Below are 17939 nucleotides of genomic sequence, written 5' to 3'. Positions count from 1 at the left end.
AGGATTTGGCCATGCGCCTGATCAATCGCCACCCGGATCGCCCGAGTCGCCTGTTGCTGGTGATCCTGCCGTTCGCCCTGGTGCTGTTCGCCTATTTCATGGGCTCGGCCGAGCGCCTGGCGGACAATCCCAACGACAAGCTGCTGCCCAGCGCGGTGCAGATGACCGACGCGGTGAAACGCCTGGCCTTCAACGCCGACAGCCGCACCGGTGAATACCTGCTCTGGCAAGACACCGCGTCGAGCCTGCGACGCCTGGCCATCGGCCTCGGCATCGCCGCACTGGCCGGGTTATGCCTGGGCATGGCCGCCGGCACCCTGCCGCTGTTCGGCGCACCGTTGTCGCCGATGCTGACGGTGCTGTCGATGGTGCCGCCACTGGCCATCCTGCCGATCCTGTTCATCGTCTTCGGCCTCGGCGAACTGTCGAAAGTGATGCTGATCGTGATCGGCATCACCCCGGCTCTGGCCCGAGATCTGGAACAGCGGGCCCGGGACATCCCCGTCGAACTGCTGATCAAGGCGCAGACTCTCGGCGCCTCGACCTGGACATTGATGCTGCGTGTGGTGCTGCCGCAACTGTTGCCGCGTCTGCTGATCTCGCTGCGGCTGATGCTCGGTTCGGCGTGGCTGTTCCTGATCGCCGCCGAAGCCATCGCCTCCACCGACGGTCTGGGCTACCGGATTTTCCTCGTGCGCCGCTACCTGGCGATGGACGTGATCCTGCCGTACGTGGTCTGGATCACCCTGCTCGCCTGGCTGATGGATTGGGGCCTCAAATACCTGACCCGTCGGGCATTCCCTTGGTATGAGGGGGCGGCCAAATGAGCTTCATCACGGTGAAAAACGTCTGGCAGCAATACGCCGACCAAGTGGTGCTCGAAGGCTTGAACCTCAACGTCAACGAGGGCGAGTTCTGCACGCTGGTCGGTGCTTCGGGCTGCGGAAAGTCGACCTTCCTGCGCCTGCTGCTGGGGCAGGAAACTGCCAGTCGCGGCGAAATTCTGCTCGACGGCCAGCCGCTGGCCCGAGAGCCGGATGCCAGCCGTGGCGTGGTGTTCCAGCGTTACTCGGTATTCCCGCATCTGAGCGTGCTGGACAATGTTGCGATCGGCCTGGAATTGCCGCGCGCTCCGCTGCTCGGGCGCTTGTTCGGAAGCGCGAAAAAAGACGCCCGCGAACAGGCCTCGGCGCTGCTGCACAAAGTCGGCCTCGGCCATGCGCTGGACAAGTACCCCGCGCAGCTCTCCGGCGGCATGCAACAGCGGCTGGCGATCGCCCAGGCGCTGATCATGAAACCGCGGGTTTTGCTGCTCGACGAACCGTTCGGCGCGCTCGATCCGGGCATTCGCAAGGACATGCACGCGCTGCTGCTGGCGCTCTGGCGCGAAACGCAACTGACCGTGTTCATGGTCACCCACGACCTGTCCGAAGGTTTCAGCCTCGGCACCCGCCTGCTGGTGTTCGACAAGGTCCGCCTCGACCCGCACGCCCCCGGCGCCTATGGCGCCCGCATCACCTACGACATCCCTTTGAACAGCGACCGCCGTGCCCAACGCGCCGCCGTCGACGCCCTGCCCGCCGCGTTGGCCGGCACGCTTCGTATTGCCTGAGAGGACTGCTCCCATGACTGATTCGACCCAACTGTTTCCACCCTTCGCCGAAGAAACCCTGCCCGGCGGCGGCCACCGTTCCTTCGTCCTGAAACGCGGCCAGTTGCTGCGCCTGACCGACCTGCGCGGTGGTGCCAACGTCAGCCTGACCCTGCTCAACGCCAATGAGAAAACTGAGCGCCTGAACCTGCCCGACAGCCTCAAGTGCCAACACACCGCCAAGCTCACCACCGGCCATTGCCTGTACTCGGACATGGGCCGCGTACTGGCGGCAATCACTGCCGACACCTGCGGCTGGAGCGACAGCCTCGGCGGTGTGCTGTGCGCTGAAGAGGTCGCGGAAAAATACGGCCAGGGCCGCTATCAGGAACTGCGCAACGGCTTCTTTCGCAACGGCACCGACAACCTGCTGGTAGAACTGGGCAAGTGGGGCCTGGGCCTGTCCGACCTGCTGATGACCCTCAACCTATTCAGCCGGGTCAACGTCGATGAAGCCGGGCGATTCCATTTCGTCGAAGGCCATTCGAAGGCCGGCGACTACATCGAGCTGTACGCACCGATGGACACCCTCGTTGTCCTCACTGCCCTGCAACACCCGATGGACCCGTCGCCCGACTACGCGCCAAAACCGCTGAAGCTGAGCTGGATGAACGCCGACGCCAGCGTTGCCGAGCACTGCCGTACCTCGCGCCCGGAGAACGAGCGCGGCTTTATCAACACCGACCGTTTGTTCGCCTGAGGATCATCGCCATGTCAGTTGCTATCGCCACTTCGCAAAAACAACCCGACGCTGCGGTGTACCGCGCCACCATCCCGGCCGGCGAACCCTGGCTGATGGAGGTCAAGGCCGGCCAGACCCTGCGCATCCTCGACCTTGAGGGCAACCAGGCGGTCGATACGCTGTTCTACAGCCTTGCCAATCCCCGCGAGCGCTACGACGTGCAACGCACTTTGCGCCGGCAGAACAGCGTGTACCTGAGCACCGGCAGCGTGTTGTATTCCAACCTTGGCAAACAGATGCTGACCATCATCGCCGACACCTGCGGCCGCCATGACACCCTTGGCGGCGCCTGCGCGCAAGAGAGCAACACCGTGCGTTACGCCCTGGAAAAACGCTACATGCACAGCTGCCGCGACAACTACCTGCGCGCCTGCGCCCACGACGGTCGGTTGGGCAAAAGCGACATCGGGCCGAACATCAATTTCTTCATGAACGTGCCCGTGACCACCGACGGCGGCCTGACTTTCGAGGACGGCATTTCCGCGCCGGGCAAGTACGTTGACCTGCGCGCCGAGATGGACGTGATCGTGCTGATCTCCAATTGTCCGCAACTGAACAACCCGTGCAACGCCTACAACCCGACACCTGCGGAGCTACTGGTATGGAACTGACATTCGCCCGTCTGCGCCGTTGGCTTTTCGCCCTGTGCCAGGCCCGTTCCGGCCAGTGCCTGAAATCCCCAAAACACCCCTAAACCCTGTGGGAGCTGGCTTGCCAGCGATGGCGTCGGCATAGCCAACATTGATGATGACTGACACACCGCCATCGCGGGCAAGCCCGCTCCCACAAGGTCAATGGTGACTTTCGAAATTGTGATTTTGCCGTCGGGGACGACCCCGGCGCTCATCGAAAAACTGCGGGACGGCCCGCATCCCCTTCAGGGGTTTTGCCATGTTCGAAAAAGTCCTGATTGCCAACCGTGGCGCGATTGCCTGCCGCATTCTGCGCACCTTGCGTGAACTGCACGTCGAAGGCGTTGCGGTGTACTCCGAAGCCGATGCCGCCAGCCTGCACATCCTGCAAGCGGACGAAGCCCACAGCCTCGGTGAAGGCGCAGCGGCCGGCACCTATCTGGCCGTCGAAAAGATCCTCGCCATCGCCAAAGCCACTGGCGCCACAGCGATCCATCCCGGCTACGGCTTCCTCTCGGAAAACGCCGCATTTGCCGAAGCCTGCGCCAACCACGGCGTTGCCTTCATCGGCCCGACTCCGGAACAGCTGCGGGTGTTTGGCCTCAAGCACACCGCCCGCGCCTTGGCCAAACAGCACGGCGTGCCGATGCTCGAAGGCACCGAACTGCTCGACAGCCTCGACGCCGCGCTGACTGCCGGCGCAGAGGTCGGTTATCCGGTGATGCTCAAAAGCACCGCTGGCGGTGGCGGCATCGGCATGCGCGTGTGCCGCAACGCCAGCGAACTGAGCGAGTCGTTCGAAGCGGTGAAGCGCCTTGGCCAGAACAACTTCAGCGACGCCGGAGTGTTCATCGAGAAGTACATCCAGCGTGCGCGGCATCTGGAAGTCCAGGTGTTCGGCGACGGCCAAGGCGCAGTGATCGCCCTCGGCGTGCGCGACTGCTCGGTGCAGCGGCGCAATCAGAAAGTCCTCGAGGAAACCCCGGCGCCGAACCTGCCCGACGGCATGGCCGATGCGCTGTGCGCGGCGGCGATCAAACTGGCCAAAGCGGTGAATTACCGCAGCGCCGGCACCGTCGAATTCGTCTTCGACAGCGATGCGCAGCGCTTCTATTTTCTGGAAGTGAACACCCGGCTGCAGGTCGAACACGGCGTCACCGAACAGGTGTGGGGCGTTGATCTGGTGCGCTGGATGATTGAACTGGCGGCGGGAGATCTGCCGCCGCTGAGCACTTTGTTTGAGGGCCTGAAACCGGACGGCCACGCGATTCAGGCGCGGCTGTACGCGGAGGATCCGGGGCGCGATTTCCAGCCGAGCCCAGGGCTGCTGACCGCTGTGGAGTTTCCTGCGGCCAACGGCATTCAACTGCGCATCGACACCTGGGTCGAGGCCGGTTGCGAGATCCCGCCCTACTTCGATCCGATGATCGCCAAACTCATCAGCTGGGCGCCAACACGCGAACAGGCCCGCGCCGAACTGCACCAGGCCCTCGGCGACAGCCTGCTGTACGGCGTGGAAACCAACCGCGATTACCTGCGGCAGATTCTGCTCGATACACCGTTCGCCAGCGGCCAGCCGTGGACCCGTTGCCTGGAAGGTCTGGTGTATCGAGCCAACACCTTTGAAGTGCTGAGCGCCGGCACCCAGACCAGCGTCCAGGACTACCCCGGTCGCCTCGGTTACTGGGCGGTCGGCGTGCCACCCTCGGGGCCGATGGACAGCCGCGCGTTGCGTCTGGGCAATCGCTTGCTGGGCAATGCCGAAGGCGCGGCGGCACTGGAAATCACCATGAACGGGCCGCTGCTGCGCTTCAATTGCGACGCGGTGGTGGCGGTGACGGGGGCGCCGTTGGCGCTGACCCTCGACGGCGAAGCGGTGCCGATGAACACCGTGCTGTTGATCGAAGCAGGCAGCCAGTTACATCTCGGCGGTTTGCTCGACGCTGGCGCCCGCAGCTACCTGTGCCTGCGCGGCGGCCTGCAGGTGCCGGACTATCTGGGCAGCAAAAGCACCTTCACCCTCGGTCAGTTCGGCGGGCATGGCGGGCGCGCTCTGCGCGCCGGGGACGTGTTGCACCTGGCCCCACTGAGCGACCGCAGCGTCGGGCAGACATTAGCCCCCCATCACGTCAGCGAATTACCTGCCCTGCGCCGGATCCGCGTCATCTACGGCCCCCATGGCGCGCCTGAATATTTCACTGAAAACTACATCGGCACCTTTTTCGCCACGCAATGGGAAGTGCATTTCAACTCCAGCCGCACCGGCGTGCGCCTGATCGGGCCGAAACCAGAGTGGGTGCGCGCCGACGGCGGCGAGGCCGGGCTGCATCCATCGAACATTCACGACAACCCCTATGCCATCGGTGCGGTGGACTTCACCGGCGACATGCCAGTGATCCTCGGTCCGGACGGCCCGAGCCTTGGCGGTTTCGTGTGCCCGGTGACGGTGATCGAGGCGGATCTCTGGCAACTGGGTCAGCTCAAGGCCGGGGACAAGGTGCAGTTTGAGCCGGTCGATCTCAAGACTGCCCGCGATCTCGCCCTGAAATGGGATGCCTCCGGGAGCTGGCCTGCCAGCGATGAAGTTGACGCGGTGTCTGCTCGGGCCCCATCGCTGGCAGGCCAGCTCCCACAGGGTCTGGTTTCGCCTGTGGTTCTGGAGTTGGGTCAGGACGACAAGCGGCTGGTCGGGCGTGTGTCCGGCGATACCCATCTGCTGCTGGAAATCGGCGCGCCGGAACTGGATCTGGTCCTGCGCTTTCGCGCCCATGCCCTGATGCAAGCGCTGGAAGGCAAAAACCTGCACGGCGTGATCGACCTGACACCGGGCATTCGTTCGTTGCAGATCCACTACCAGCCCGAACAATTGCCGCTGGCCGATCTGCTCGGCATCGTCGCCGGTGAATGGGATGCGGTGTGCGCCGCCCAGGACTTGCAAGTACCGTCGCGCATCGTCCATCTGCCGCTGTCCTGGGACGATCCGGCCTGCCAGTTGGCGATCGAGAAATACATGACCACCGTACGCAAGGACGCGCCGTGGTGCCCGAGCAACCTGGAGTTCATCCGCCGCATCAACGACCTGCCGAACCTCGACGAGGTGCAACGCACGGTGTTCGACGCGAGCTATCTGGTGATGGGCCTCGGTGATGTCTACCTTGGTGCGCCGGTCGCCACCCCGCTCGACCCGCGCCATCGGCTGGTGACCACCAAGTACAACCCGGCACGCACCTGGACCGCCGAGAACTCGGTGGGCATCGGCGGCGCCTACATGTGCGTCTACGGCATGGAAGGCCCCGGCGGTTACCAGTTTGTCGGGCGCACCTTGCAGATGTGGAACCGCTATCGCGAAGTCGCCGCGTTCGACGGCAAACCGTGGCTGCTGCGGTTTTTCGATCAGATCCGTTTCTACCCGGTCAGCGCCGAAGAACTGCTGCGCATCCGCCGCGACTTTCCTCTCGGCCGCTTCGACCTCGACATCGAACAGAGCCAGCTCAACCTCGCCGACTACCAGGCCTTTCTGCAACGCGAAGCCGAGACCATCGACGCCTTCCGGACGCAGCAACAGGGTGCCTTCCAGGCTGAGCGTGAACGCTGGATCGCCAGTGGCCAGGCGCACTTCGACAGCGAAGAAGCCGTGCCGGACAGCAGCGAAGACACACCGCTGACCAGCGGCCAGCAGAGTATCGATAGCCACATTGCCGGCAACCTCTGGCAGGTGCAGGTCGAGGTCGGCAGCCGCGTGGCGGCCGGTGATGTGCTGGTGATTCTGGAGTCGATGAAGATGGAAATCCCCGTGCTCGCGCCCATGGCCGGGGTGGTGCAGGACATTCGCGTGCAGCCGGGATCGGCGGTGCGTGCCGGACAACGGGTCGTGGTGCTGGAACTCGACTGAAACCATTTGCCAAAGGATCAACCCATGAATCTGCAACTCGATGCCCTGCGCCAGGCCTACCGCAATGGCGACACCACACCGCGGCAACTGCTGCTGGCGCTGCGGGACAAGGCGGCGGCGCTGAACCCGGACTACCACCTGTTCATCCACTTGCTCAGCGTCGAAGAATTGGAACCGTATCTGGCCGCCCTCGACGGTCGCGACCTCGACAGCCTGCCGTTGTATGGCGTGCCGTTCGCGATCAAGGACAACATCGACCTCGCCGGCATTCCCACCACCGCCGCGTGCCCGGCGTTCGCCTATGTGCCTGAGCGTTCGGCGACCATCGTCGAGCAACTGCTGGCGCTGGGGGCGATCCCGCTGGGCAAGACCAATCTCGACCAGTTCGCCACCGGCCTCAACGGCAGCCGTTCGCCTTACGGCGCCTGCCCGAACAGCGTGTTGCCGGAGTATCCGTCGGGCGGCTCCAGCGCCGGTTCGTCACTGGCCGTGGCGCTCGGTGTAGCCAGTTTCGCGTTGGGCACCGACACCGCCGGCTCCGGCCGGGTGCCGGCGGCGTTGAACAATCTGGTTGGACTGAAGGCCAGCAAAGGCCTGATTTCCACCGCCGGCGTGCTGCCGGCCTGTCGCACGCTCGATTGCGTCACCACGTTCACCGCAACGGCGCGGGAAGCCAGTCAGCTACTGGCGCTGACTGCGCGCCTCGATCCACGGGACGAATACAGCCGCAGCAATCCGTCATGGAACGACGGCACCGCGTTCGGTGCGCCACGGCCGTTTCGCTTCGGTGTACCGCGTGCGCAAGACCTGGAATTTTTCGGCTGTGAGGAAGGCCCGCTGCTGTTCGGCGATGCCATCGACCGTCTGAAAGCTCTGGGCGGTGAAGCGGTCGAGCTGGACTTGTCGCCGTTCCTCGAAGCGGCGCGGTTACTTTATGAAGGGCCTTGGGTGGCCGAGCGCTACAGCGTGGCCGGCGAGTTGATGGAAGAAAATCCCGAAGCAGTGCTGCCCGTGATCCGCGCGGTGCTGGCCAAAGCACCGGCCGTCAGCGGCGTGCAGACGTTCCGTGCGCAATACCGCCTGCAAGCGCTGAAAGCCGTTTGCGATAAAGCGCTGGAAGGACTCGACTGCGTGCTCACGCCCACCATCGGTCGTCCGGTGACGCTGGCGGAACTCGACGCCGAACCGGTGCTGCGCAATTCCGAATTGGGCTACTACACCAACTTCATGAACCTGCTCGATTACGCCGCCGTCGCCGTGCCCAGCGGTTTCATGGCCAACGGGTTGCCGTGGGGTGTGACGCTGCTTGGCCGGGCGTTCACCGATCAGTATCTGCTGGGCGTGGCCGATGCCTTGCAGCGCCAGCAGGATCCCGGGCTGCCGACGCCAAACAACCCGGCGCGCCATGACCGTGCACGACTGGTGGTCTGCGGTGCGCACCTGGACGGGCTGGCCCTGAACTGGCAACTGCGCCAGCGCGAAGCACGCCTGATCGAGGCCACCTACAGCTCGAAGGACTACAAACTCTATGCCCTGGCCGGCGGTCCACCGTTGCGTCCGGGGATGCTGCGCGTGGCCGAAGGTGGCGTGGCCATCGAGGTGGAAGTCTGGGAATTGCCGAGCCGTGAGCTGGGCTCGTTCCTGACCGGCATCCCGGCGCCGCTGGGGCTGGGCAAGGTGCAACTGGCGGATGGCCGTTGGGAAAGCGGATTCATCTGCGAACCCTACGGCCTGGAAGGTGCAACCGACATCAGCCATTTGGGTGGGTGGCGAGCATATCTGCAAACCGGAAACTGATCCGAACACCGCCCCCTCTCGTTCCGGGAGGGGGCTGGATGAGTGAGCCATTCTCCAGACACCCCTGCCCGGCTGATCCCCCCGCATTTCAGGCACAAATCCCGCAGTCTTTTCCCCGCAGTGCCACTAGAATGCTGCCCATCGGGTCACTGTCAACGGAATTGCCAATGCCGCTCAGATCTGCGTTTCACTCCCAACGTTCGCTGGTCCTGACCCTGGTCGCCCTGCTCGGCGCAGGTTTCCTTGCTACTTCGCTGCTCAGCTACTACGCCTCGCGGGCGTCGATCCGCGACAACATCGTCAACACCGAACTGCCGCTGACCTCCGACACGGTGTACTCGGAAATCCAGAAAGACCTCGTCAGACCGATCCTGATTTCCTCGATGATGTCCCGCGACACCTTCATGCGCGACTGGGTGGTGAACGGCGAGAAGGACAGCGACCAGATGACCCGCTACCTCGACGAGGTCATGACCCACTACGGCGCCTACACCGCGTTTTTCGTCTCCAATACCACCCACACTTACTACCACGCCAAGGGCGTGCTCAAGCAGGTGAAAATCGACGAGCCGCGCGATGCCTGGTACTTCCGCGTGCGCGACATGAAGGATCCGTACGAGATCAACGTCGACCCGGACCTGGCCAACAAAGACAACATGACCTTCTTCATCAACTACAAGGTCTACGACTACAACGATCGCTTCATCGGCGCTGCCGGTGTAGGACTGACGGTAGACGCGGTGATCAAGCTGATCGACAAGTACCAGCAGCGCTATCAACGCAGTGTGTACTTCGTCGACACCTTCGGCCGACTGGTGCTGACCGGCGCCGAGGGCGGGCCGGAAGGTGCGCGGGTCGGGAAAAGCCTGACCGACCTCGACAGCATGAAAAGCCTGGTCAGCCAGCTGCCCAAACCCCACAGCGGCAGCTATGAATATTCCACCCATGGCCAGGGGCATTTCCTCAACGTGCGGTTTATTCCAGAGTTGAACTGGTACCTGTTTGTCGACAAACGCGAAGACGGCGCGCTGAGCGAAATCCGCCAGTCGCTGTACCTCAACCTGCTGATCTGCCTGCTGGTGACGCTGATCGTGCTGGCCCTGGTCAACCGCTTGATCCGCCGCTATCAGGAAAAGATCCACGCCCAGGCCACCCTCGACAGCCTCACCGAACTGCCCAACCGCCGCGGCTTCGACCTGCTCGCCGTGCAAGCGCTGCACGAAGCGCACCGTGAGCCGAAACCGCTGACCGCGTTGCTGCTGGATCTGGATCACTTCAAGGTTTTGAACGACACCTACGGGCACATGGCCGGCGATCAGGTGCTGATCGGTTTCGCCCGGGACCTGCAAAGTTGTCTGCGGCATTCCGACATTGTCTGCCGTTGGGGCGGTGAGGAATTTATCGTGCTGCTGAAGGACACCGACGGCGAAACCGGTCAGAAGATTGCCGAGAAGATCCGCCAGCACGTCGAACAGCATGAATATGCCTACAACGGTTACACCCTGAATCTGACCGTCAGCATCGGCGCCACCACCCTGCAACCGGATGACACCTTGCACAGTCTGCTGTCCCGGGCCGATCATGCAATGTACCGGGCCAAACAGACCGGCCGCAACCGCACCTGCGTGGAAATGCCTCACTCGACCTATGCCTGACACTCATGAACACACCTGACCTCTGCCCGGCCTGCGGCGCCCGCAACGACTGCACCCTGGCCGACCCGCGCACCGCCGACCGCGCCTGCTGGTGCTACGGCGTTTCCATCGATCCGGCAGTGCTCGAAGCCCTGCCGCCGGAACTGCGCGACAAGTCCTGCCTGTGCCCGCGCTGCGCCCAGGTCGAGGCGCAACTGCAAGCGGCCAGGCCGTCGATCCCGTAAGATGCGCGCCCCGCTTCCTGCCGATTGCTGATCATGCGTGTCGACCGTTTCCTGAGTAACCTGCCCCGCTACAACCGCAAGCAGGTTCGCCTGTTGCTGGTGGAAAAGCGCGTGCGCATTGACGGAAAAGTCGTCAGCGATCCCCACAGCGAAGTCCTTGAGTTCAGCCGCGTGGAGGTCGACGACGAAGTGCTGCAACCCGGCAAACCGGCGCGCTACTTCATGCTGTACAAACCGCAGGGCTGCGTCAGCGCCACCCGCGATCCCGAGCATCCGACCGTGCTCGACCTGATCCACGAGCCAGACAAAGACGACCTGCACATCGCCGGGCGGCTGGATTTCAACACCACCGGGCTGATGCTGATCACCAACGACGGCAGCTGGTCGCGGCGCCTGACCCAGCCGCAGACCAAACTGCCGAAGGTCTATTACGTCGAGACCGAACAGGAGATCGGCCCGGAATATGCGATCAAGTTCGCCGAGGGGATCTACTTCGCCTTCGAAGACCTGACCACCCAACCGGCGCAGCTGCAAGTGCTCGGTCCGCGAACTGCGCGGTTGAGCATCGTCGAAGGTCGTTACCATCAGGTGAAGCGCATGTTCGGCCACTTCAACAACAAAGTGCTGCGCCTGCACCGCGAATCCATGGGCCCGCTGCCGCTCGATCACGCGCTAAAACCGGGCGAGTACCGCGCTTTGCGCACCGAAGAGATTCATTTGTTCTAAGCAGCCGACCGCTCAGCAGAAGTTGTCGAACAATTTACCAACGGCACTTGCGCGATCCGGATCCCCCTGCTTGAATCAGGTCGTCGGCCAAATTGTGACCGATGAGTCACACATAACATCCAAGAAACTTTTTGTCGGTAGACAGCCCATCAGGGCTGCGCCTCAGCCGGCAGACTGCCCGCCAATAACAACACCCGTCGACCTGCCGTACCGGATCGACATGGGCCACAAAATTCCAGGCATATGCCTACCTGTCACAAAGCTCGTGCAATCTCATTTGCGCGCATACCCGCTTGCTTGCCAGGAGTCTTATGACATGAGGCCAGAAATCGCTGTGCTGGATATACAGGGTCAGTATCGGGTTTACACGGAGTTCTATCGCGCAGACGCCGCAGAAAAGACCATCATCCTGGTCAACGGCTCGATGGCCACGACTGCGTCGTTTGCACAAACCGTGAAAAATCTGCACCCGCAATTCAATGTGGTCTGCTACGACCAGCCCTACGCGGGCAAGTCGAAAGTCCACAACCGCCACGAGAAACATCTGACGAAAGAAGTTGAAGGTCTGATCCTGCTGGAGCTGATCGATCACTTCGCGGCCGAACACGTGCTGTCGTTCTCCTGGGGTGGCGCCGCGACCATGGTCGCCCTCGCGCATCAGCCTCGGCGCATTGAAAAAGCCGTGATCAGCTCGTTCTCGCCAGTAATCAACGCGCACATGCTCGATTACCTCGAACGCGGCGTCGAATGCCTCGGCAAACGCGACGGCGACCGAGTCGGGCACCTCGTCAACGACACCATCGGCAAACACCTGCCGTCGCTGTTCAAGCGCTTCAACTATCGCCACGTCAGCAGCCTGGCCGAGCACGAATACGGGCAGATGCATTTCCACATCAACGACGTGCTACACAGCGACCGTCAGTGCTATTTGAACGCGGCGAAGAAAATCAACGTACCGGTGCTGTTCCTGAACGGCGAATGGGACGAATACACCGCCGCCGAAGACGCCCGACTGTTCGGCAACCACGTCGCGCAGAGCACCTTCACCACCCTTCAGGCCACCGGGCACTTCCTCGACATGGAACACAAATCCGCCTGCCGGGACAGCCAGAACGCCCTGCTCGGTTTCCTGAAACCGGCGCAACAGGCCAGCCGAACGCGTTACCAGTTTGTCCAGGATCACCATGCATTGGCCATTTGAAACAGTGTCGTCGCGAGCAAGCCTGCGAGGCTGAGATTCAGCCGTCCTGCAGCCCGCAGCGCTTGCCCGCGATTGACCGATTTCGGCTCTGTTTCAGGACTTTCCGTAGTTCGCGTGCAAAGAAAACTTCAAATCCGTGGCCGAGTCTGGTACAAAGTCAGCCGCTCTGAGCGGGTGTCGTATAATGGCATTACTCCAGCTTCCCAAGCTGATAACGAGGGTTCGATTCCCTTCACCCGCTCCAATCGAATTTATGTCCTGCGTCGTGGTTTGACGGGGGATGCGCAAACAGAAAAAACCGGCCTTGATGGCCGGTTTTTTTGTGTCCGGGATTTGGTACCGAGCAGCCAGCTTTGAACCATTCAGAAACAACACGTTGATTGAATTCCCTCCGTCTGCGCTTACGCTCCTGACAGTCAGTCACTCATGTCGTGAGCGCTCGTTATCGAAGCGTTCGGCCTCAAGGGAGAGATTCGGGGAGAGATCCGCATGCCTCCCCGGCTGCGTCTCGTCCGGAGACGATCAAGGGTATGAGATTGAAATGGTTTCGATGGAGTGCTCAACGTAAGCCAGGCTGGAGCGGTTTGACCATCAACAATTTAATTCTGCATTATTGTGGCTTATAAACATAAATTGCAGTTAACTCATATCAAAATGGAGTTAACTGAATTGACGCATGAAGGTTAACTCTATAATTTTGGGTATTAACCGACCTTTATGCGACATAAGGCACACCATGCTGGAATTAAGCTTCAGCAAACCAAGCGAGATCGTCAAACGGCTCTGCCAACGCCTGCGCACAGAGCGGATAGCCCTGCAGATGACACAAGCCGATGTGGCTGCTCGCGCCGGTGTCGGCACCAATACGGTGGCCAACCTTGAAGCCGGGCGGAATGTCAGTTTCGAAACCGTAGTCCGAGTGGCCATGGTTGTGGGGCGCGTCCAGGAAATCGAAGACCTGTTCTTGCCAAAACTGGACAGCCTGGACGACATCCTTCGTTACGAAGACAGCTCCAAGCGTCAGCGCATAAAAAGGACATCAGGAAATGCTTGAACGAGTGGACGTCTACTACGACGGCTGGGGTGAACACTGGCGGTGGGGCACGCTCGTTTCCACGACGGCTATCACCGGTCGCCCATTGATCGTGTTCGAGTACAGCGACGAGGCAAAGAGTAGAGGCCTGGAATTGTCGGCGTACAGACTTCCATTGGAAGGCCCCAAGTTAAGGCGTGACTTTCCGCTCCATCAACTGGGTTTGCCTGGACCGGTCTACGATGCACTGCCGGATGGGTGGGGCATGCTTCTGATGGATCGCTTGTTCAAGCGACGCGGCCTTAACTCTGCACGCATCGGCCCGCTCGAGCGCCTCGCTTACATCGGCAACAATGCCATGGGCGCAATGTCATTCGAGCCGGTGGCACCCGAGGCGCTGGAGCCGCAAGTTGAGGTCTCCATTGATCTGCTGGCTGCCGAGGTGCAGGAAGTCCTCAAGGGTGAGGGTGGCGAGTTCTTGCAACAGCTGTTGCTGGTGGGTGGATCTCCGCAGGGTGCCAGACCAAAAGCCTTGGTCTATCGCGATCCGCGAACAGGCACCTTTACCACCATAGCCAGATCAGGCTTCGAGGCCTGGCTGGTCAAGTTTCCCGCCCGGCAGGAGCATCCCGAGGTATGTGCCATCGAAATGGTCTACGCCGAATGCTTGCGGATGTGTGGAATAAAGACACCTGACACTCAGTACTTCAGCCTGCCGAACGGGCTGGCAGCGTTTGCTACCAAACGCTTTGATCGCGAAGACGACTTACGCGTGCCGATGCAAAGTCTCGCAGCCTTCACGGCCGCCGATTTCCAGAATGCCGGTGCGCTGGACTACGTCAACTTCCTGCGTGCGACCCACCTGTGCACTAATGACGTTCGGGAGAAAGCGCTCGCGTTTGAGCGTGTAGTTTTTAACGTCGCGTTCAACAATCGCGATGACCACCCGAAGAACTTCGCCTACATAATGTCGAAATCCGGCCAGTGGACGCTGGCGCCAGCCTACGATGTGACCTTCTGCGAGGGTCCCGGCGGATACCACCAGATGGACGTTATGGGCGAAGCTTTGGAGATCGGCCGAAAAGCCATGCTCGATCTTGCAGAGGAAGCGGAAGTATCGGCTGAAACGGCCGACGGCATCATCGCCCGATTCTGCGAGGTGGCTGATCAGTTCGCGACGATGGCAGAAACGATGTACCCCGGCGTCATCACTCAGGACACGTTGCAGACCATCCAGAAACGAATCGATGAAAACGTCGAGCGGCTTCGCTGAAATACAGCAAAGCTTCTATTTCAACCTTTGAAACGAGAAGCCCTCTTCCCTCGCAATTTTTCCAATCTCGTTCAGCAGTACCGTCTTACCTGTGCCTCTCAATCCAAGAAGCATGATGGATCGAGCGCTTCGTCCATTGATGGCTCGCCCACATGAAATCCTGGCTGCCTCAAGGATTGCGTCGCGTCCTGCCAACTCAGGCGGTCTGCTGCCTGCGCCTGGAGCGAATGGATTACGGTATGGATCCATGTAAGCCTCACAAATGCTTGTCTCTACACGAATATATCGATGTATAGCAGATATCCCTATACACCATTAGATTTCACTATATTTTGCTATTTATTGGGCTGAACTCTGTCACCCACACGAACATTGCGTCTGAAATACTGACTCGAATACTCGCCCGATGCGGACTTCAACAACACTCGACGCTTTGCAGCCAGGTTGAAATGAAACTAAAAACCGGTCGCGTAACCGGTTTTTTTTGTCTGCCAGAACAGTTGCAATTCAGCCCTTCACCTCAACATGATCCAGCGCCTGATTCACCGCCAATTCCCCCAGCATCACCAACTGCGCAATGCCTATCGCGGTTCTGCGGTGGGTGGGGTCAAGGGTGGCGGCGAAGTTGTTGAGCATTTCGGATGCCGAGCCCAGTGATTCGCTGGCGTTGGCCAGCAGGGATTCGGTGTCGTAGGCCGGGTTGGCGAAGTACATCGGGTCGGGTTGGTTGGTCGTGCCCATGACATGGGCGCCGGGGCAGAGGTAGTGATCGAGGGCGCGGTTGGCGGCGTCGTTGAGTTTTCTGGAGTCGACTGAGGTGTACGGGGATGTTGGGTCGGTTTCGACTTCGGGGGGATTCGGGGTTGGCTTCTTCATAATGGCTTCTTTCTAGTCGATAGGTGGAGCTGACCTACTCGGTTCCAATCGAAGAGGTGGCAGCTGTACGCGAGTTGGAACCCGGGCGAAAAAAGCCAAAAACCCGACAGACTCGAAGTCTCTCGCGCACAGCCGCCATAACAGAGTGCACACCAGGAAGGCGGGCAAGCATACGTCATGAAAGCTGCTTTTGCTTTTTTGGGAAGTCGCCGGGGTTCCAATCCCGGTCGCCGATTCATCAGCGACCCTCACAGGCTAGAGCCCGCACTTCCGACGGACAACCTGAAAACCGTGTGGGAAGGTTCAGTAAACAGGGCTAATGCTTTAAACATCCCGTAGCGAAAAACCGCGTTTACAGATCCCCAACACTCCGCCGGTTCTCACACTCGCCACGACCCGCTAGCATTTCCCCATCACCCACCACCCTCCCCCTGCGCGGCCATCGACGAATACGCGCCATCACCGTTCGAGGGATTCAAAACCGTGGCCTGCGAGCCACCCAAATCAAACTCAAAAGAGCAGCAATCCATGACCCAGAACATCTACGACGACCCCGAATTTTTCCACGGCTACAGCCAGATGAACCGCTCCATCGGCGGCCTCGATGCCGCGCCGGAATGGCCGGCGCTGAAAGCCTTGTTGCCCTCCCTGCACGGTTTGCAGGTGGTGGATCTGGGCTGCGGCTACGGCTGGTTCTGCCGCTGGGCCAGCGAACACGGCGCTGCCCAAGTGCTGGGTCTGGATGTCTCGGAGAAAATGCTCGAGCGGGCGAAAGAAACCACCTCAGCTGCAAACATCCGCTACGAACGCGCCGACCTGGAACACCTCGACTTGCCTGCGTGCACTTACGATCTGGCCTACAGCTCACTGGCACTGCACTACATCAAGGATCTTTCGGGGCTGTTTACCAAGCTGCATGCGGCGCTTAAACCCGGTGCGCATTTTGTGTTTTCCATCGAGCACCCGATCTTCATGGCGCCGCGCAATCCGGGCTGGCTGGTCGACAGCGAAGGCAACAAGCAATGGCCGCTGGACAGTTATCAGAGGGAAGGCGAACGGGTGACCAACTGGCTGGCCGACGGCGTGATCAAGCAGCATCGTACGGTCGGGACTTTGCTCAACACACTGATCGACGCCGGATTCACGATTCAACATGTCAATGAATGGGGGCCGAGCGATGCCGAGGTGGCCGCACAACCGGCGCTCTCCGAGGAGCGTGAGCGGCCGATGATGATGTTAATTTCCGTGGAGCGTTAAACCGTCACGGGGAGAATTGCGATAGTGCTCTCCCCTTTCCGTAAAGTTTCGTAGAAAAAAATGAGCCTTTCACTCTCGAACACCACGAAACGTGGTGTCAGTCAAGAATACATACCCACAACTCGATTTATTTAAGGACCACTACAGACGAATTGATCAACTGCCAAATGAGGCGCTCTCTAGATGTAGGAGAACAGATACCCATCTTTCTTTCTAAAATCATTTGCAAAACTCCACCTCCTACCATTAGGAGTATACCAACACACATCACACACAAAACAAACATCAACCCCCAAACAGCAAACCGAACCCAAAACTCTGAAAAAATCAACTCAACATTCTCCACTACCATCTTATAATTAGAGCCAGCAACCTTTAACAACACACTTCCAACCACAAACAGAATAGAGAAAAGCGACAACCCGCCTAGTGGTTTAAGGCTAAAAAATCCAGACAAAAACCTATCCCCTAAATGCTTCATACGTCCTTTAGAAGCTTTTCTCAGCTCCTCTGCCTCAACAACGGCCTTGACCAACTCGATATATCGGTCAGGAGTTACAGAAAACGCCCGTTTCAACCACTTTTCTTTGTAATGATGCAGGTCTCGCCGACTATAAATTGCCCCATAACCAAGCAAACCCGCCTTGCGAAGGCTTATCGAGCGCCATATTGGTTCATACCACTTTTCAAGAATCACAATTGCAACAATCTCAAAAAATACCATCAAAAACAAAAAAATCAACGATATAAAATCAAACAAACCTTGCTTTATAAAAAGGCCAGAAAATGAAAAAAGCGCACAACTAATCAACATACAAGCAAACATAAAAATAGCGAATTTAAAGTGCCGATACCTCCATGCACCTTTTACCGATCGATGAAAAAAAACCTTAGAAAACTCTATTGCCAAGGAATCAAATTTCTTCAACGCAATATTGCTCACACACCCTTCTCCACCAGCACCAATAAGAATACCCATA

At 59.9% G+C, this 17939-nt stretch carries 15 protein-coding genes and 1 tRNA gene; 14 read left to right on the top strand and 2 right to left on the bottom strand.

Annotation, left to right across the window (positions count from 1 at the left end):
• Positions 1-11 precede the first annotated feature (11 nt).
• From K3819_RS06935 to K3819_RS06875, 13 genes are all read left to right on the top strand, one after another.
• Entirely contained in the window at positions 12-827 is an 816-nt protein-coding gene (locus tag K3819_RS06935) for an ABC transporter permease (RefSeq protein ID WP_085611623.1), read from the top strand.
• Entirely contained in the window at positions 824-1612 is a 789-nt protein-coding gene (locus K3819_RS06930) for an ABC transporter ATP-binding protein (protein WP_129972868.1), read from the top strand. Before K3819_RS06935 ends, K3819_RS06930 begins: the two co-directional genes overlap by 4 nt.
• Before the next feature lie 13 nt (positions 1613-1625).
• Positions 1626-2351 carry an urea amidolyase associated protein UAAP1 gene (locus K3819_RS06925; protein ID WP_074691078.1) on the top strand — a complete coding sequence of 242 codons (726 nt, stop codon included), beginning with the start codon at positions 1626-1628 and terminating at the stop codon, positions 2349-2351.
• An 11-nt stretch (positions 2352-2362) separates the two neighbouring features.
• On the top strand, positions 2363-3004 hold the full coding sequence (locus K3819_RS06920; protein WP_221398905.1) for an urea amidolyase associated protein UAAP2: 642 nt from the start codon (positions 2363-2365) through the stop codon (positions 3002-3004).
• Positions 3005-3284: 280 nt separating this feature from the next.
• Positions 3285-6917: an urea carboxylase gene (gene uca, locus K3819_RS06915; RefSeq protein ID WP_221398904.1), complete on the top strand. Its 3633-nt coding sequence runs from the start codon at positions 3285-3287 to the stop codon at positions 6915-6917.
• 24 nt (positions 6918-6941) lie between these two features.
• Positions 6942-8714 carry an allophanate hydrolase gene (gene atzF, locus K3819_RS06910; RefSeq protein ID WP_221398903.1) on the top strand — a complete coding sequence of 591 codons (1773 nt, stop codon included), beginning with the start codon at positions 6942-6944 and terminating at the stop codon, positions 8712-8714.
• A 167-nt stretch (positions 8715-8881) separates the two neighbouring features.
• A complete protein-coding gene (locus K3819_RS06905) occupies positions 8882-10369 on the top strand; it encodes a sensor domain-containing diguanylate cyclase (RefSeq protein ID WP_221398902.1) in 1488 nt (495 codons plus the stop codon).
• Between the two features lie 5 nt (positions 10370-10374).
• Positions 10375-10593, top strand: a complete 219-nt coding sequence (locus K3819_RS06900) for a cysteine-rich CWC family protein (protein ID WP_221398901.1) — start codon at positions 10375-10377, stop codon at positions 10591-10593.
• A 33-nt stretch (positions 10594-10626) separates the two neighbouring features.
• A complete protein-coding gene (locus K3819_RS06895) occupies positions 10627-11319 on the top strand; it encodes a pseudouridine synthase (protein ID WP_064600709.1) in 693 nt (230 codons plus the stop codon).
• Positions 11320-11635: 316 nt separating this feature from the next.
• Positions 11636-12520 (top strand): alpha/beta fold hydrolase, encoded by an 885-nt coding sequence (locus K3819_RS06890; RefSeq protein ID WP_011332879.1) that lies wholly within the window; start codon positions 11636-11638, stop codon positions 12518-12520.
• A gap of 170 nt (positions 12521-12690) precedes the next feature.
• Positions 12691-12764, top strand: a tRNA-Gly gene (locus K3819_RS06885).
• 492 nt (positions 12765-13256) lie between these two features.
• Positions 13257-13574 (top strand): helix-turn-helix transcriptional regulator, encoded by a 318-nt coding sequence (locus tag K3819_RS06880; protein ID WP_221398900.1) that lies wholly within the window; start codon positions 13257-13259, stop codon positions 13572-13574.
• Entirely contained in the window at positions 13567-14826 is a 1260-nt protein-coding gene (locus tag K3819_RS06875; protein ID WP_085611631.1) for a type II toxin-antitoxin system HipA family toxin, read from the top strand. Before K3819_RS06880 ends, K3819_RS06875 begins: the two co-directional genes overlap by 8 nt.
• 507 nt (positions 14827-15333) lie before the next feature.
• Here K3819_RS06875 and K3819_RS06870 read toward each other — a convergent pair.
• On the bottom strand, positions 15334-15702 hold the full coding sequence (locus K3819_RS06870; protein ID WP_221398899.1) for a DUF6124 family protein: 369 nt from the start codon (positions 15700-15702) through the stop codon (positions 15334-15336).
• A gap of 528 nt (positions 15703-16230) precedes the next feature.
• Here K3819_RS06870 and K3819_RS06865 point away from each other — a divergent pair.
• On the top strand, positions 16231-16959 hold the full coding sequence (locus K3819_RS06865) for a bifunctional 2-polyprenyl-6-hydroxyphenol methylase/3-demethylubiquinol 3-O-methyltransferase UbiG (RefSeq protein WP_221398898.1): 729 nt from the start codon (positions 16231-16233) through the stop codon (positions 16957-16959).
• 127 nt (positions 16960-17086) lie between these two features.
• Here K3819_RS06865 and K3819_RS06860 read toward each other — a convergent pair whose 3' ends face one another.
• Positions 17087-17938, bottom strand: a complete 852-nt coding sequence (locus K3819_RS06860) for a hypothetical protein (protein ID WP_221398897.1) — start codon at positions 17936-17938, stop codon at positions 17087-17089.
• Between the last annotated feature and the right edge of the window lies 1 nt (position 17939).

Origin of the sequence: Pseudomonas sp. 3-2 (genome assembly GCF_019710535.1) — a bacterium.
GTDB classification, from domain to species: Bacteria; Pseudomonadota; Gammaproteobacteria; order Pseudomonadales; family Pseudomonadaceae; genus Aquipseudomonas; species Aquipseudomonas pharyngis.
Note: the sequence above shows the minus strand (reverse complement) of the source record. Positions and strands in the feature narration are given on the sequence as shown.

Bases quoted from the DNA above. Each gene is read 5' to 3' on its own strand.
- K3819_RS06890 (WP_011332879.1), top strand. From the start codon at position 11,636: ATGAGGCCAGAAATCGCTGTGCTGGATATACAGGGTCAGTATCGGGTT.
- K3819_RS06920 (WP_221398905.1), top strand. From the start codon at position 2,363: ATGTCAGTTGCTATCGCCACTTCGCAAAAACAACCCGACGCTGCGGTG.
- K3819_RS06900 (WP_221398901.1), top strand. From the start codon at position 10,375: ATGAACACACCTGACCTCTGCCCGGCCTGCGGCGCCCGCAACGACTGC.
- K3819_RS06870 (WP_221398899.1), bottom strand. From the start codon at position 15,702: ATGAAGAAGCCAACCCCGAATCCCCCCGAAGTCGAAACCGACCCAACA.
- K3819_RS06895 (WP_064600709.1), top strand. From the start codon at position 10,627: ATGCGTGTCGACCGTTTCCTGAGTAACCTGCCCCGCTACAACCGCAAG.
- K3819_RS06935 (WP_085611623.1), top strand. From the start codon at position 12: ATGCGCCTGATCAATCGCCACCCGGATCGCCCGAGTCGCCTGTTGCTG.
- K3819_RS06865 (WP_221398898.1), top strand. From the start codon at position 16,231: ATGACCCAGAACATCTACGACGACCCCGAATTTTTCCACGGCTACAGC.
- K3819_RS06880 (WP_221398900.1), top strand. From the start codon at position 13,257: ATGCTGGAATTAAGCTTCAGCAAACCAAGCGAGATCGTCAAACGGCTC.
- K3819_RS06925 (WP_074691078.1), top strand. From the start codon at position 1,626: ATGACTGATTCGACCCAACTGTTTCCACCCTTCGCCGAAGAAACCCTG.
- K3819_RS06905 (WP_221398902.1), top strand. From the start codon at position 8,882: ATGCCGCTCAGATCTGCGTTTCACTCCCAACGTTCGCTGGTCCTGACC.
- uca (WP_221398904.1), top strand. From the start codon at position 3,285: ATGTTCGAAAAAGTCCTGATTGCCAACCGTGGCGCGATTGCCTGCCGC.
- atzF (WP_221398903.1), top strand. From the start codon at position 6,942: ATGAATCTGCAACTCGATGCCCTGCGCCAGGCCTACCGCAATGGCGAC.
- K3819_RS06875 (WP_085611631.1), top strand. From the start codon at position 13,567: ATGCTTGAACGAGTGGACGTCTACTACGACGGCTGGGGTGAACACTGG.
- K3819_RS06860 (WP_221398897.1), bottom strand. From the start codon at position 17,938: ATGGGTATTCTTATTGGTGCTGGTGGAGAAGGGTGTGTGAGCAATATT.
- K3819_RS06930 (WP_129972868.1), top strand. From the start codon at position 824: ATGAGCTTCATCACGGTGAAAAACGTCTGGCAGCAATACGCCGACCAA.